A 15,237-nucleotide genomic window follows, 5' to 3' on the forward strand; every position below is an offset into this window, starting at 1 on the left:
GTTCCTGAAACATACTTAGTAAACATTGTCTTCAAGTTGATCCGCACTGCCGTCAAATATTCCTACAACACCTTCAAGTAAAGACTCTACAGTAGCCGGTTGAGCAGACATATCCGTCGCATAATCTGGCATCAATGTTCTTGGGTCTACCATCCCACTAATAATGAGTGTGGGACAAGCTACTGCTGTCGCCATCCATTGCGGTGCCGAGGGCACCGAAATAAGCAAGTCGCTCGTTTTCAGCATACTCAAGGTTTCACGCAGCGACTGACTGCCATCAAATTTTGACCACACTTCAAAGCCCGCTTTTTGTAAAGCCTCCTTGAGCTCATCAGCATAAGGATAATTACGCTCTACCGTTCTTGCTTCTGTCGCCAGCGCAATCACTTTTTTATGCTTTCTTATTTTTGCCAATTTCGTATTTTGTTTTACGTCAATATGCATGTCGAATTCAATATTTTGCCAGCCACAACAAGTTCGTAAGTAAAACTCGGGATAGCCTTTTTCAGGCAGATATTCAGACTCCCACCAAGTGGTGTGCCAGCGCATCATGGAAAACCAAGTGCTTTGCATGTAGTGACTAGCGTCATTCACAAAACTGGGCTGCAATGTTTGATTTTGAAACTGGTCGATAAGATCTGCAATTGACATTCCGATATAATTGCCTTCCACAGGTTCGCCTGCATCGCGCAAAAATCGTGTCAAAAAACATGGCATAAACCAAGTATCTAAATTAATGATTTTTGTGTAAGCCTCACCAATAATAGTTTCCGCCAGACCAATAAAAGTCTCCATGGCTTGAAGGATATCCTGCGGCCATTCTCCCTGTCGTAAACCATATGTTTTCACATCAGGCTGGGCAAGTGCCATGACCTCTAATCCTGCTGCGTAGGTCAACATGTGGACTTCTGCGTGTGGATATTTTTTCTTTATATGGCGCACAGCGGGAACGCCAATGCAAGTGACGTCTCCCAAACCTAACATTCGAATGACTAATATCTTATCCGAGGACTCAGGCGACTTGTTGGTTTTGGCCAACTTGCTCAATGTGAGCCTCTCTGCTGCAGTGAATATGCTTTATACATCAACTCAGCCCTATCCCAGTCCTCTTGAGTGTCGATATCTTGAACTAGGTGCCTAGGTAATATAACTGGTATCCCATGCTCTGAAAATATGGGCTTTGATGATAAGTAAGCATCAACTGTTCCCCAATAAAATTGGCCCGCATCATGGAATGCCTCGGGTAGATCCTGCGAGCGCTTGTAAATATCTTTCTCAAATGCAGGATAAGCGTAATTTTCTTTTAGAAGCAAAGCTCGTTGAATTGGAAATGCAAAACTAGTGACCGAATAAGCAAATCCTTTATCTGGGCTGTCTTTCAAGGCTTGTAAACCCTGTTGCAGATATTGAGTTTGTAAAAACGGTGCTGTCGCGTATATACAGCAGGCAAAATCAAGTGAGCCCAAATTCAGTTGCGCCCATTCGATAGCATGATTTGTTACTGGTCTGGTACCTGTCATATCATCTGACAGCGACTCTGGGCGCACAAACGGCACAAGTGCCCCGCATTCTTTTGCATAAGCAGCAATTTCGGCATCATCGGTTGAGACTATGATTTCATCAAAAACACCCGATTGTTTGGCTACATCAATAGAATAGCCTATCAATGGCTTACCAAAAAAGCGTCGAATATTTTTTTTTGGTATGCGTTTACTGCCGCCTCTAGCGGGTATTATTGCGATGTTCAATTGAGCACCTCGAATAAAGCATCAACAACAGCTTGTTGGTCGTCCTCTGTCAGTCCTGGGTATATAGGCAATGTAATGGCGTTTTCATAGAAATGTTCCGCGTGCGGAAAGTCACCCTGTTTAAATCCAATTTGCTGGTAGTATGGCTGCAAATGGATTGGTATGTAGTGCACATTAACTCCGATGCCTTTTTCCTGAAGCGCTTCGAACACCTTTTTTCTATTCTTTGACTGAGGATGCTTTACCTGAGCAGTCAGCACCTGCGGATTTAGCTCAATCATGAATAAATGCCAGCCGCTTTGATTGTTACTCTCGGACTGCTGCGGCAGAACCAGCGGCAAGGATGCAAGAGCAGTCAGATAAAAATCCGCCTTTGTTTGGCGAGCGGCAATAAAACCATCTAATTTTTTCAATTGAGATATGCCTAGAGCAGCTTGAAGATCACTCAGGCGATAATTATATCCCAACGATAATTGTTGGTAATACCAAGGCCCTTGTTGAGATAAATCAACGGCGTTTGAGTCAAATAATCTGCTGTCTCGGGTAATGCCATGCTTGGCAAACTGCATGATTTTTTCGTTTAGAAGGGCTGAATTCGTCATCACTGCGCCACCTTCGGCGGTGGTGATTGACTTGACTGGATGAAAGCTCAGAACAGCCATATCAGAAAATTGACAAGAACCTACTTTGTGCCCGTCATAACTGCCGCCTAAGGCATGTGCAGCATCTTCGATTAGGACAATATCGAGCCCTTCAATCAATTTAGCTATTTTGCGCATATCGCAGCTGAAACCGGCAAAATGAACAACAACGATCGCCTTTGGCAAACTATCTCGCTTTTGTGCATGCGCTAGTTTTTGCGCTAACAGTGAAACATCAAGATTTCGCGTCTGCGGATCCATGTCAACAAAATCGACCGTCGCATTACAATATAATGCACAATTTGCTGAGGCTACAAATGAATTTGGGGTAGTCCAAACGATATCGCCCTGACCGACACCTGCAGCTAAGCATGCCACATGCAAGCCAGAGGTTGCGCTGTTAACCGCCGTGCAATATTGTGCTCCAGTGTAGTCGCAAAGCGCTTGTTCAAACTCTGGAACCTTGCTCCCTTGTGTGAGAAAGTGATTTTCCAGAACGTCTACAACAGCTTCAATATCCTGACTGTCTATATGATGTTTCCCATATGGAATCATAGCGTATTTTTGTCCAACTCTTTTAGTTCCTCAACGCTAAGAAAATGATGGTTAGTCCCTGAATGATACTCAAATTTTTCATCTACATTTTTGCCGACTTCACCCAGTTTATTTTTCGAATAATCAATTGTTTTATCGAAAAACTTAATGGCTGGGGTGATCACAAAGTGATCGTCAAACTCTAGCGAGTGATGGGCCATTTCTTCAGGCACCATTATTTCGTGTAATTTCTCACCTGGACGTATACCAACCAATTCATGCTCTCGATGTCCACTCATTGCTTCAACGAGGTCCAAAATCCTGATTGAGGGGATTTTAGGAATAAATATTTCACCGCCTTGCATCCGCTCGAAATTGGTCAACACAAAGTGAACGCCCTCATCTAGCGTAATCCAAAAACGTGTCATTTCAGCATGAGTTACTGGTAAAACAGTTTTACCCTGCGCTAATAGTTGTCGATAAAATGGCACAACAGAACCGCGTGAACCAACAACATTGCCATATCGAACGACAGCAAATCGAGGACCATCCGCACCAGCAATATTGTTTGCGGCTACAAACAGTTTATCGGAGGCAAGCTTTGTCGCACCATATAGATTAACTGGGTTCGCCGCTTTGTCTGTCGACAATGCGATTACGCGATGCACTTTGGCTTCAATACAGGCTTCAATGACGTTTTGTGCACCATAGATGTTGGTCTTTATGCATTCGTTCGGATTGTATTCTGCTGCTGGAACTTGTTTAAGTGCGGCTGCATGGATGACATAGTCAACGCCCCGCATTGCCGTAATAAGGCGACTTCCATCGCGCACGTCGCCGATAAAGTAACGCATGCAAGGGTCTGAGAATTGCTGTTGCATTTCAAACTGTTTGAGCTCATCGCGGCTGTAAATAATCACTTTTTTCGGTTTGTAGTTCGCCAATATATGAGCTACATAGCGCTTGCCGAAAGAGCCTGTGCCGCCGGTGATTAAAATGGTTTTATTATCAAACATAGTTATCTTGCCTTCATATAGACATTCATAATTTTCTCTACATCACGTTGACCTTGCCAACGCAGAAGTAACTCAACAGCAGTAAACTGTCTATTAACTCGCAAACCTCGAGAACCTGCAGAGTCGAGGCTGGTTGCTGAAACATCAGCTAGCAATGGATTTCGCGGTATTGCAATGTAAGTTTTGTAATCGACGAAATTCGACGCTTTTATTTTAGAAACGATATTTTTTTCAATATAATTGAACGAACATGAATCAGTTTCAGATACAAATGCGTCTGAGCTCTCGTCGATATCAGTATTCATTTCAACGCCTTTATTTTGACGATTCTTTTGCAAACTTTGACCAATCAAAACGGAAGATGCATTTTTTAAGCCAATATCCGAAAAAAGCAACTTTTCTATAAAAATATGATATTTGTGAATGTCTCTCAAGTGCTTAAGCGCCCACTCGATATGAATAGCTAATGGAGAATATGGAATCAATCCTTGTTTATAATCTGCTATTTCACTTGTTTCTAAAAGTTGCGGCAAAATTTGGAAGGCAATGCACAGATTCGAATAGTGTGAACTAATAGTAAACCAAGTTGCTTCGTAAACACCCATAATACAAATTAATACTCTCCCCTTAACATTGTTTGCAACAGCCTCTTGATTGCACTTATCTAATTGGACTAATAATTGTCGCCATTCATCTCCGTTCTGAATTAACACCAGTGCAGCGTGGCTCTGACATTCCAGTAAAAAGGAAGGGCTGCTTCCCTGAATTGTTATATTAGTCGCTTGGATTTCATGATATTCAGACAATGACGTTACAACTTTCTCAGCTAACATCGACAGGTTTGAGTCAAAACTAATAAGGTTAAAGCGGTGTTCACCCTTCCTAGCCAATATTAATCTTTCACGAGAACCAGTGAAGCTGCTTGATGTATCAAATAGTTGTTCTGAGGTCCCTAGCAGCAACTTAATATCAGTTAACGTAGCCGACCATAGCTCAATTGCCTTATTTGCAATTTCAACAGAAACACTAATTTGTTGATGCATTGCAGCCTTGCTGAGCACTGAGTTTATATAGTTCATTGAACCGTATAAATAATAGAAAAACAGAGAGTTACCTCGTTTGTACGACAAGAACAAAAACTGCTTTTGTTTCTCAATAATAGCAAATACATCGTCTTGATCCGTAATTTCGGTTTTCAGTATTTTTTGCAGCTTAGTGATTTCACCCAGCAATATTTTTTGGTCATATTTTTCAGAAAAATCATGAATAAATTGATTTTCGGGTAAATATTGAAAACAAGTTTTCATGGCATCTATCGTATCTTTCTTTTGCTCTGGAGAACTCATTAGCAAGATGTGATCTATTGGTAAGGCTGTTGTTCCCTCAATTTTGGCACCATCACTGGTATTATAACAATCCACTTTAGTCGCAGCTAATGCATCCTCAATAATGGTCTTTGCCAATTTAAATTCGTGTTTGGTGTTCACTAACGAGCGAAAGTTTCCAGGCACGACTAAACCTGTATTGTTTGCCTCACTGTACTTATAAAGTTCTTTACCTTGTGCATCATAATAGCCAGATTGCGATGAATGATGCTGTGAACTGTCAACAAAGCCCATATCAATGCCAAACAAGTAGAATTGATGAAAGCCTAATTTCAAGAATAAGTTGATAGCGAAATTACTGACGGTAGGAAACGAAAACGAAAGGGCTTCGGCTTTGTTTGTTCCGATGACATTTAGCGCAGAGACAGTCGCTGATTCTCCTTCCTTGAACGCAAACATCACGTTTTTGTACAAATCACATGTATCAGGGTGGATCCCATTACAACTCAATAATGTTATTTGCTTTAAATAATCGGGATCATTTACGCGGCAAGCCCAATCATAGGTCGCTCTGTTAAGTTCTATTTCTGCATGAAAATCAGGCACAATATTATTGCGCTGTAATACTTGAAGTGAGGTGCCACAAGATATCAGTATCGCTTGAGACTGCAGTTCGCGAATGGTATCTAAACTATAATCAAGCGATGGGCCATTACCAATAAATAAAATAGGAAGTTCTTTTTGTTCTTGATTTAAAAATTGACTGGGATCCGCGCGTAAAAACGGGATACCTCTTCGCAAGGCTTCTTTTGTATGCTCTATCGCGTAACAAGCATGGTCGAAGTATTCACCCATCGAAACAACAATTTGCAATTGCTCACGAAGTTGCACCGTGGCAGCGTTCAATGCACTGTTGTAGTAGCCTTGATAGAAGAAGGTTTGGCTGAGTACATAAGGCCCAATGTTATAAAACTGCCCGAGCAAATCGCGAAATAAGTGTGTACCATCATCGCCAATGTTAATGTATAAATTAGCGCCTTCTTCATCAATTTTAGTTAAGATTGCAGACCAATCAATCGCGAACAGTGATGCATAGAAAAAGTCTCTATTGGGCTCACAAACAAATAATTTTTCAACGTTACGATTAGCTAACAAGCTTTCTAACTGATATCCAGCACCTAAACCAAACATGATTAATGACTTCACGGTATCCGGCAGAAAACCAATTTCTTCCTCTGCTTGCTTCAATAAAAACTCAGTTTTCTTAACCAATCGGTAATGCAAATAGTGTTTTAGTTTTTCGCCATTGTAGCCCAATATCAAGCCATCTTTATTCGGATATTGCTCAAAATTTTTGTAGCTATCGTGACCATCCTGTGAAGGATTTGCCCCATACCAGCAGGCCCCATTGTTACGATTAAATAAGTTAATCTCATCATTTTTATTTTTGACTATAAACCAAGTTTGAGGCTGATAGTCGACAAATTCCGCGTATATATTTGGATAATACTTTTTAAACGCCTGCAGGTTAGATTGAAACATCGGGTATTCAGCATTAACAGCCTCGAGTTGCTCAACTTTCTGACAGCCAAGCCAAGGCGGTGTATATTCTGTAAATTTGTTTTGTATCGAAAACGAAGTGTTGGTTGCTAGTAATTGCTCCCAAGTGGAAGTGCGCACCGCATGCATGACAGCATCGAATGATGGATGATAGTAGTGTTGAAATAAAGTCGCTTGGTTTATTTCAAAGTGCGTTGCGAGTTCCGCTAAGTCTTTTACTAAACTAGATGCATCTTTACCTATTTGAAAATATAAACCAATACCACGCTGGCCAACTTTTGCTAATACATTACTCCAGTCTTTAACCATACAAGCACTTTTGAAATACTGTTTTTCTGGCTCATAAATAATAATGTGTTTTGCTGAGCTGTTGTCCAGCAACCAGTCAATATGGTTACCTAAACCAAGTCCTAATACCACCAGAACATCTGATTTACTCATATCTTGTTTGACTTGCATCGCGCTTTGTTGAAACTCAGACAGAAGTTTATCGGCTTCTTTCATTTCTGAATGCATCTTACATGGAGCAGCTTGTTCGCTAGCCTCAAAGTTAATACACGCCGAAAACTGGTGCATTTGCTCACATTGCTCAGCAACTTCCTGTAGCGGCTGCTCTCCGTATAAGGTCCGACCTAGGCCAAAATCAACAATATTGTAATGTTCATCTTTATTCAAAAATATTGAAATATTGCTGCTTTTAATATTATTTAGCTCGTCGACTAAATTAGGAATTTGAGAGGCAAAGATTGCTCTATTTTGCTTATAGGTTTTTTCTATATGTGGAGCAGAGCGGGCTTCAATTGCTTCCTGCACAGCTTCGTTTGAGTGAATATGAACACGGATATCATTCAACATAATTGGGCGTAATCACTTATATTTTTTTACTGCTTTAAGTCCACGTACCAGCCCACTTAATTCAGAGAGCGATTCAGTGAAAAGCGCTTTTACAGCACTTTGAAGTCGATTATTTATAGGTATTTCAGATTCTGCGAATAGCTTTCGATCATTTGCAGATAAGGTAGCGAGATGAGATTGAATAAATTCATCTCGCTGAGTCACAAGCCTACGGAGTGCCTCGTCGTCGACCGTACTGGCCTCAAGCACTGCGTAAATTGATTGATTGATTGCGCCAAGCTCGTCAGGAGTCAGCGCATGGGATAAATAGTCTTCTTTACTCACACAGATTGGCGTTTTTGACGTTGAATTTCGTATGCCTCTTGTTTTGCATCTTCAGGAATACTTGCCCAAGCCGTCTTTATTGGTAATAGCAGATTAATCACTTCGTCCATTATCTGCAAGCTGTTTTGCATGTTAGCATCCAATAAGCGCTGAACCATAAACTCATATAGTGCATAAAGATTTTGTGCAACTTCGCCGCCAATATCTAAATCCAGTGTGTCTCGAAGATTAAGTAAAATAGCGCTCACCCTAGACAAATGTTCAGACTTCCCGGCAAAATCTTTTCGTTCCATACAGCCCTTAGCGTAAGCCATACGGTCGAGAGCACCCTGCATTAACATCAATGTTAAACGGTGAGGATCGGCAGTTGCAATATCTTGTTTTAGATTACCCTTTTTATATGCGTTTATACCTTTAAGCGCCATATGGTGTTGCCTCCGAAGAAAATAGAATAGCTGCTTTTTGTGATAACTCAGCTAAGAAAAATATGTTTATTTCGCTATAAGCGTTAATGTTAACGCTAAAATAAGCTTGCTAGCAGCGCCGAGCTTGATTGTTGTAGTCTGGCTACCGTCTGGTCCAGGTTTAGATAACGTCCACGCAATGTCTGTTCAAAGCTAACCAAACGTAATTCAAAGGCGGCACGATCGTCTAATAGGCGGTCTCGTTGGTCTTTCGCTGCTGTCTCTCTATCGGCTAAGATCCCACTAGATTTAGTATATTGGTCGATAAAGTCATACAATTTTGTAGCAATACCATCATCGGCCGTAAACAACTTTGACACTTCGTCAAAATTATCTTCTAAGGCATCGCTTAATCTACTTGCACCTGTTCCGAGACCAAAGTCACTGCTGCCAATTTCGAGTTTACCTTCGCTAGTCAGCTCGATACCAATTTGGAATAAACCACCTAACGCCGATGCTGATACTGTGCCGCTTAGAATATTGCCAAGCCCAGCTTGAATGCCTCGAATGGTGAAGTCACCGGCCAGTGCCCCATCCTCTTCTAAGTCCGACTCTCCGTACTTGGTTAAGGATCTAATTTCTTCATTGAGCGCATTATAGCTCTCTACAAAGCCTTTAATTTTCTCATCGAGAGCTTCCTGATCGAAACCGATAACCAACGTAGAGGATTGAAATTCATCAAGAGAATTTTTCTCAGACACGGCTTTTGCTGTAAACGTGACGTTTTGAATTGTATTTTCGAATTCATTGGTATCGCTTTGTACCGTAATTCCGTCAATAATAGCTTGAGCATTTTGTGCTGTTTTTGTTGGTACTAGATAAGAGGCCGTTTCCGCAGAATCTGTGGTAGCTATGCGATTTAGCCCAGCAAGGTTATTATCATTTACGATCGAAAGATCGTTTCCTTCGCCGGTGACTTTGGAACTAATTACAAGCTTGGCACCACCATCAGCAGTACCAGTATTAATAATGTTGGCCGTAATACCAAAATTGCCCTCGGCTTTGTTAATTTGTTCACGCAGTTGAGCTAGTGTCGCTCCAGCAGCAACGTTGATTGAAAACGTGTCGCCAGTGCCACCAATTTTAAATGTGAGTGAACCCGCTGTATCCGTTACTTGGTCGCTAGATGAAGTAAAACCGCCGTTGGCGGCTGTCGCTGATTCAATGCGACTTCCGCTTGCCAAACGCTCAACAGTTATCGCGTACTCGCCGGTTAAGGCGCTGTTCGATGCCTCAGCAGTGAATGGTTCGGATTCTTCAGATGGATTGCGTATCGTCGGTTCGCGACCGGTTAATGATTGATCTTTGCGAAGCTCGTCAACGGAGTCTTTAAATTCGGAGAGTTTTGATTTGAGTTGTCCGAGACTTGATATCTCGGATTCAATTCTTTCGTCTTGAGCATCTAGACGAGCCGCTTTTGGTGCGCGCTCTGCCTCTAGTAATTGCGATACTAGCCCTTCAAGGTCTAAACCTGATCCGACCCCTAACGATGAAATGCCCATATATTACCTCATTAATTAAGCCTGCCCTCTCAGTAGAATACCTGCGCTACTGCCAAATTCAGACTGTAATTCGTTTATTCGCTCTGCAAATTTAAGCACTTCCTCGGAAGGAATTTGCCGTATTACATCTCCGGATGCCGCATCTTTGACCGTCACTACTGATCTATCCGTTGCTTCATCCACTGAGAATGCAAGTTTGGTATTTCTATTTTGCAAAAACTCGCTAATGTCTACAAGCGCTGACGTAAGTTCAGCCGCGCTCTCCTCTCGTTTAAGAGTATCGGCCTCAGTTGCAATTGCTTGAGGACTTTGCGTATTTTTTACAGCAGAGTTTTGCTCAGCAGTATTGGTATTAGCAAACGCATTCTGAGCCTTTGCGCTGTCAGACGATTCGACCTTATCAATCCGTTCAAATACCGGCAATCTTGACGGTTTTAAGAACTCACTTGCAACATTGTTGCCAGCTTGCGGGATTATTGTGTCCATTTTCAATTCCTCCTACCAAAAAAGTGTAGCGGTTGCGCCCGTATTGGGGGCAAATCCGCCGTCCAGCGTTATACTATAAAAACATTATCGGTTTCAGCGTTAAGCCAATAACGACAGTGCAGCTTGCGGTCTTTGATTGGCCTGACTCAATACCGAAATTGAAGCCTGCTGAATAATCTGATTTCGCGTTAGGTCTGCGGTTTCAGCTGCAAAATCAGTGTCACGAATTTGGCTTCTTGCACCGGCTAAATTCTCAGCAATATTAGTTAAGTTTCGAATAGTCGACTGAAAGCGGTTTTGCAAAGCGCCCAAGTCAGCTCTTACGTTACCTACAGCAGAAATAGCGGTGTCGATACTTGCCAAGGCTGCAGATGCCTCGCCAAAAGTTTCAACAGATAGCGAACCAATCCCCAATCCAGTGGCACTAAATCCTGTACCCCCAACTATTTTCGATGCTGATAAATTCACACTGATCGTTTGACCACTGTTTGCACCAACCAAGAACGCTGCAGAATACGATGCGTCTAAGATATTCAGGTTGTTGAATTTAGTGTCCGTTGCAATTCGAGAAATCTCAGTTTTTAACGCAGCCACTTCTTTTTGCAGGGCAACACGATCGGCTGATGAATTTATACCGTTTTGTGATTGCACCGCCAGTTGGCGGATACGCTGCAGAGAGTTAGTCGTTTCTGCCAATGCGCCCTCTGCAGTTTGGGTTATCGAAATTGCATCATTAGAGTTTCGTACAGCTTGATTCAACCCTTGCAGTTGACTCGTAAGGCGATCTGAAATTTGCAGGCCAGCGGCATCGTCCGACGCACTGTTAATTCTGAAACCCGAAGACAAGCGCTCAAATGACTTATTCAGTGCCTGGCTTGATTCCGAAAGTTGTCTTTGCGCATTTAACGCAGATGAATTGGTGTTTACAAATAATGACATACTACCTCCAATCAAAAAAATCGTATGTGCAAAGCTCTTTATTAAAATTTCTATTCAAAATTCATCTTCAAAGCGCTTAATCAAACTCATTTTTTAAATCTATTTTTATGCTAACTTGGTTCACTAGGCCAAGTTAGCAACCTCATCGTCTAGCTGGTTCGACATCAAACCAAAAAAACGTTAAATTACCCCTCGACTAACTGTATCGGCGAAAACTATAGAACCTTTAGTCATTATTTTAAAAAAATTAAATTAAATGATTAGTTGTTGAAAAATAAGTTTTTTTTGAATAAAAAAACCCTGGATTTATTGACATAAACCGCTGCATTAAGGAATAAAAATTCTTTGGAATACCTCATTTCACTCAGTATCTTTGGTTATTTTTGTCTGTGTTTGTATTCTTATTACGTGCTGAAAAGTGAGACGGCCACACACCAAAAGCACTTTCGCATGGCTGTTACTTGGGGAGTAGTATTAACGCTGTTCGGAATATTCAGCGCTATATTTATAATGGTGGCTTTATTTAGCATGATTACGAAGGAATGGGATAGCGGCTTTTTGCTGACAAAAATTCCCGTATTTCTAGGTACTTATATCTCATTTTATATATTCAAAAAATATAAGAAACGATACAAAGAGAGTGCATAACAACGTAGTCATTAATGCAAATGAAAAAATCATCTATCATTTAGTTGGCACGGTCCATGCTTAGTAACGGGTGTCGAAGTGAAAACTAATATGTTGTTAAGACAACGTATTGGGAAGGAAAAAAGGTCGAGCCATAGGGCGGCCCGACCAACTTGCTCACGTTAGGAGTTGGAGCAAAGCAGTTTCGTCGGCTTGCAGGATTGTAGAACAAGTTACTGGCCTCTCAACCTAAACTTCTATACTCTCAGTCTTGTAAGTCGACATTTTACTTGGTACATGTCGCAATTTTGAGTCCGATTCAGTCGTGTAGTATAGCCCTTTTGGCGTACACGTGCGTTATATTATTTTATTCCTAGCTTGCCTTTCGGCTGCCATCCTTGGCAATATAAGCCTCTCAACGCTTTCCAATTAACTAAATCTTTTTAATATATTGGCTTATCAATGTTTATCCGCTATTCAATTTTTTTGTTCGATAGCCTCAACGTTGTGCTTTACGTTAAGGGCGCAGCGAGCAATTTAATTTGACGGTATTACTATATTAGTTACTTTTCAGTGACAATAAATTGCCGTTTCGGAAAATCATTGCCGCCGTGCATTATATTACCGCTGCTCGCACTGCGAATCTGACTAAGAATCGACTTACCATCAGTAAACAAAGTAATTCAAACATCAATATCACCTCTTAGTCTTCGCTGCTAATTAGCCCTGAAGAAGGCTCAATGCCGCTTGTGGGCGCTGGTTAGCCTGAGATAATATCGTTGTGCTTGCCTGCTGAATAATCTGTGCACGAGTCAATTCGGATGTTTCTTTAGCAAAATCTGTATCTCGTATTTGCGATCTAGCTGCTGATACGTTTTCAGAAATATTAGCTAAGTTTCGAATTGTTGACTGAAAGCGGTTTTGAATCGCACCCAAGTCTGCTCGCTTGTCATCAATAACTTCTATCGCTAAGTCTATTTGCGCTAGCGCTCTGGATGCGTCGGCCGGTGTAGCTACACTGAGAGTAGAACTGCCAAATAACCCCAAAGTACCGAATCCGCCAGCACGAGATATATTAACGTTGATCGTCTGACCGGCGTTTGCACCCACAAGGAAAGCAGATGAAAAATTCCCTGATAGCACGTTAACACCAGCAAACTGCGTTGTAGTTGTAACTCGACTCATTTCTAATTTCAACGCAGAAACTTCTTTTTGCAGCGCTAGACGGTCAGATGTATCGTTAATACCATTTTGAGACTGGATAGCCAGCACTCGAATACGTTGCAATGCGTTCGTTGTTTCTTGCAGCGCGCCCTCAACGGTTTGCGCTAATGAAATACCGTCATTGGCATTTCTAACAGCCTGGTCGAGACCTTGAATTTGCGATGTCATTCGATCTACGATTTGTAGTCCTGCAGCATCGTCTTTGGCACTATTGATTCGAAAGCCCGAAGACAATCTCTCAAAAGAGGTATTTAAACTAGATGAAGTATTAAGTAGTTGTCTTTGTGCATTTAATGCAGACACATTGGTATTTACGAATAAACTCATGATAATCTCCTAACGATTTTCAAATTTTCAGTTTTTAATAATTAAGCGCATTTATTATTATTTTTACGCATTTTTCATTTTTGGCACACTTGGTGCATTATTTAAGTCGAGTCATGGACTGACTTATTTTCATCAAGCAATCACTCGCCTGATGATGCAATTGCTGTAACAGAGCGAAAGCTCTTGCTGACGGACAGGTATGGTGGCCCAGACCTCTATACCTCTCACTACCTCCTGGCATCATTCCTGTCAGTCAGCAGTTCCCAATTGCTTAGGAAAATCGGTATTTCAGTATTTTTCACCCACACTCGTTTCTCACAAATGTGCCTATCCATCTTTTATAATCTTTTCGTTTACCGTCTATTAAGCGCTTAATGGCTATGGTAAAAGCTTACTGCAATAGCTGCAGTGCCTGTTGTGCTCTCTGATTAGCTTGACCAAGCACAGTTACACTGGCTTCTTGGCTAATCTGCAAACGCGTTAACACAGCGGTTTCTTCAGCGAAATCAGTATCTTTGATACGTGACCTAGCTTGTGATGCGTTTTCAGCAACTTCGGCCAAATTGCGCACACTTGATTGAAAACGGTTTTGCAATGCGCCTAACTCGGCACGCTTTGAATCAATCATCGAAATTGCTGTATCCATAAAGCTTACGGCAGCGGAAGCAAGTCCTGCGTTTGCTACTGAGATCTCATCGTTGCCAAAAAGACCTTTAGTGCTAAATCCGCCCTGGCGGGACAAATTGATGGCAATGAACTGCCCAGAATTTGCGCCGACCAAAAATATGGACGAAAAATTGCCGCTAAGAATGTCAACACCTGCAAATTGTGTCGTCGACGAAACACGGTCGATTTCAGATTTCAATGCGGACACTTCTTTTTGTAATGCATTTCTATCGTTGGCGGAATTAATTCCGTTTTGGGATTGGATCGCCAGTACTCTAATACGTTGTAATGCGTTGGTAATTTCTTGCATCGCGCCTTCGGCGGTTTGTGCAAGTGAAATACCATCATTTGCGTTGCGTACAGCTTGATTCAATCCGTTCACTTGAGTTGAGATGAGGTCGCTAATTTGTTGACCTGCAGCATCATCTTTTGAACTGTTGATTCTAAAACCAGATGATAAACGTTCATATGCCGTGTCGAGGCGAGTTGAACTTGTAAAAATCTGGCGCTGTGCTTGCAATGCAGACACATTCGTACTAACGAATAGACTCACGATTTTCTCCTAACGATTTATTTGTGTTGAATGGCCAACCTCTTTGGGTCATTGCTCATTCAGCATTTCGTTTTTTCAGCCTCAATGATTATTATTGTTTTTATGTCTTTCGACTTTCATTGAATCATGTGTTGTCGCTCTTTGGCGTTTAACATCATGTTGCTGTATGTCACTTCGCTTTATGTTGCTTAGCTTGGTAACGATAAGCGAGAGTATTTATTGTTTTTATCTCCCTGCTTGAAATACTTATCGTGCAGATACGCGAAAACCTTTAGTCATTACACTAAATAATTTCTAAAAGAATATGGGGCTGGAGCTATCTAAACTTATAATTCTTATTAATATCAGTTAGTTAAGCTAACAAAAAACGACAATAATAAATTAAAAAAATAAGCGGCCAGGCAATGCCTGGCCTATCGCTCTGGTATACTGAGAGTGAGCGGACT

At 41.5% G+C, this 15,237-nt stretch carries 12 protein-coding genes; all 12 read right to left on the minus strand.

Translation table 11 applies throughout. From position 1 onward, the window contains the following. Positions 1-15: 15 nt before the first annotated feature. Entirely contained in the window at positions 16-1,047 is a 1,032-nt protein-coding gene (locus GNIT_RS11390; RefSeq protein WP_238526890.1) for a glycosyltransferase family 9 protein, read from the minus strand. Continuing rightward, a complete protein-coding gene (gene pseF, locus GNIT_RS11395; protein WP_014109361.1) occupies positions 1,044-1,748 on the minus strand; it encodes a pseudaminic acid cytidylyltransferase in 705 nt (234 codons plus the stop codon). Before pseF ends, GNIT_RS11390 begins: the two co-directional genes overlap by 4 nt. After that, on the minus strand, positions 1,745-2,944 hold the full coding sequence (pseC, locus tag GNIT_RS11400; protein WP_014109362.1) for a UDP-4-amino-4,6-dideoxy-N-acetyl-beta-L-altrosamine transaminase: 1,200 nt from the start codon (positions 2,942-2,944) through the stop codon (positions 1,745-1,747). Before pseC ends, pseF begins: the two co-directional genes overlap by 4 nt. After that, entirely contained in the window at positions 2,941-3,939 is a 999-nt protein-coding gene (gene pseB / locus GNIT_RS11405) for a UDP-N-acetylglucosamine 4,6-dehydratase (inverting) (protein WP_014109363.1), read from the minus strand. Before pseB ends, pseC begins: the two co-directional genes overlap by 4 nt. Positions 3,940-3,941: 2 nt before the next feature. Further along, positions 3,942-7,679, minus strand: coding sequence for a 6-hydroxymethylpterin diphosphokinase MptE-like protein (locus GNIT_RS11410; protein ID WP_014109364.1), 3,738 nt, complete (start codon positions 7,677-7,679; stop codon positions 3,942-3,944). A 12-nt stretch (positions 7,680-7,691) separates the two neighbouring features. Then, on the minus strand, positions 7,692-8,003 hold the full coding sequence (locus tag GNIT_RS11415) for a hypothetical protein (protein WP_014109365.1): 312 nt from the start codon (positions 8,001-8,003) through the stop codon (positions 7,692-7,694). Next, on the minus strand, positions 8,000-8,428 hold the full coding sequence (gene fliS, locus GNIT_RS11420) for a flagellar export chaperone FliS (RefSeq protein ID WP_014109366.1): 429 nt from the start codon (positions 8,426-8,428) through the stop codon (positions 8,000-8,002). The genes GNIT_RS11415 and fliS overlap by 4 nt, the downstream gene beginning before the upstream one ends. A gap of 95 nt (positions 8,429-8,523) precedes the next feature. Then, the gene (gene fliD, locus GNIT_RS11425) at positions 8,524-9,969 is read right to left on the minus strand and encodes a flagellar filament capping protein FliD (RefSeq protein WP_014109367.1); all 1,446 of its coding nucleotides are present in this window, start codon (positions 9,967-9,969) and stop codon (positions 8,524-8,526) included. Positions 9,970-9,984: 15 nt separating this feature from the next. Beyond that, positions 9,985-10,455 (minus strand): flagellar protein FlaG, encoded by a 471-nt coding sequence (locus tag GNIT_RS11430; RefSeq protein WP_014109368.1) that lies wholly within the window; start codon positions 10,453-10,455, stop codon positions 9,985-9,987. Between the two features lie 99 nt (positions 10,456-10,554). Then, complete coding sequence (locus GNIT_RS11435) at positions 10,555-11,394, minus strand: flagellin N-terminal helical domain-containing protein (protein ID WP_014109369.1); 840 nt, start codon at positions 11,392-11,394, stop codon at positions 10,555-10,557. Positions 11,395-12,741: 1,347 nt separating this feature from the next. Then, complete coding sequence (locus GNIT_RS11445) at positions 12,742-13,572, minus strand: flagellin N-terminal helical domain-containing protein (RefSeq protein WP_014109371.1); 831 nt, start codon at positions 13,570-13,572, stop codon at positions 12,742-12,744. Positions 13,573-13,963: 391 nt separating this feature from the next. Then, on the minus strand, positions 13,964-14,791 hold the full coding sequence (locus GNIT_RS11450; protein ID WP_014109372.1) for a flagellin N-terminal helical domain-containing protein: 828 nt from the start codon (positions 14,789-14,791) through the stop codon (positions 13,964-13,966). Between the last annotated feature and the right edge of the window lie 446 nt (positions 14,792-15,237).

It is taken from the genome of Glaciecola nitratireducens FR1064, from assembly GCF_000226565.1.
In the GTDB taxonomy this organism is placed as follows: Bacteria; Pseudomonadota; Gammaproteobacteria; order Enterobacterales; family Alteromonadaceae; genus Glaciecola; species Glaciecola nitratireducens.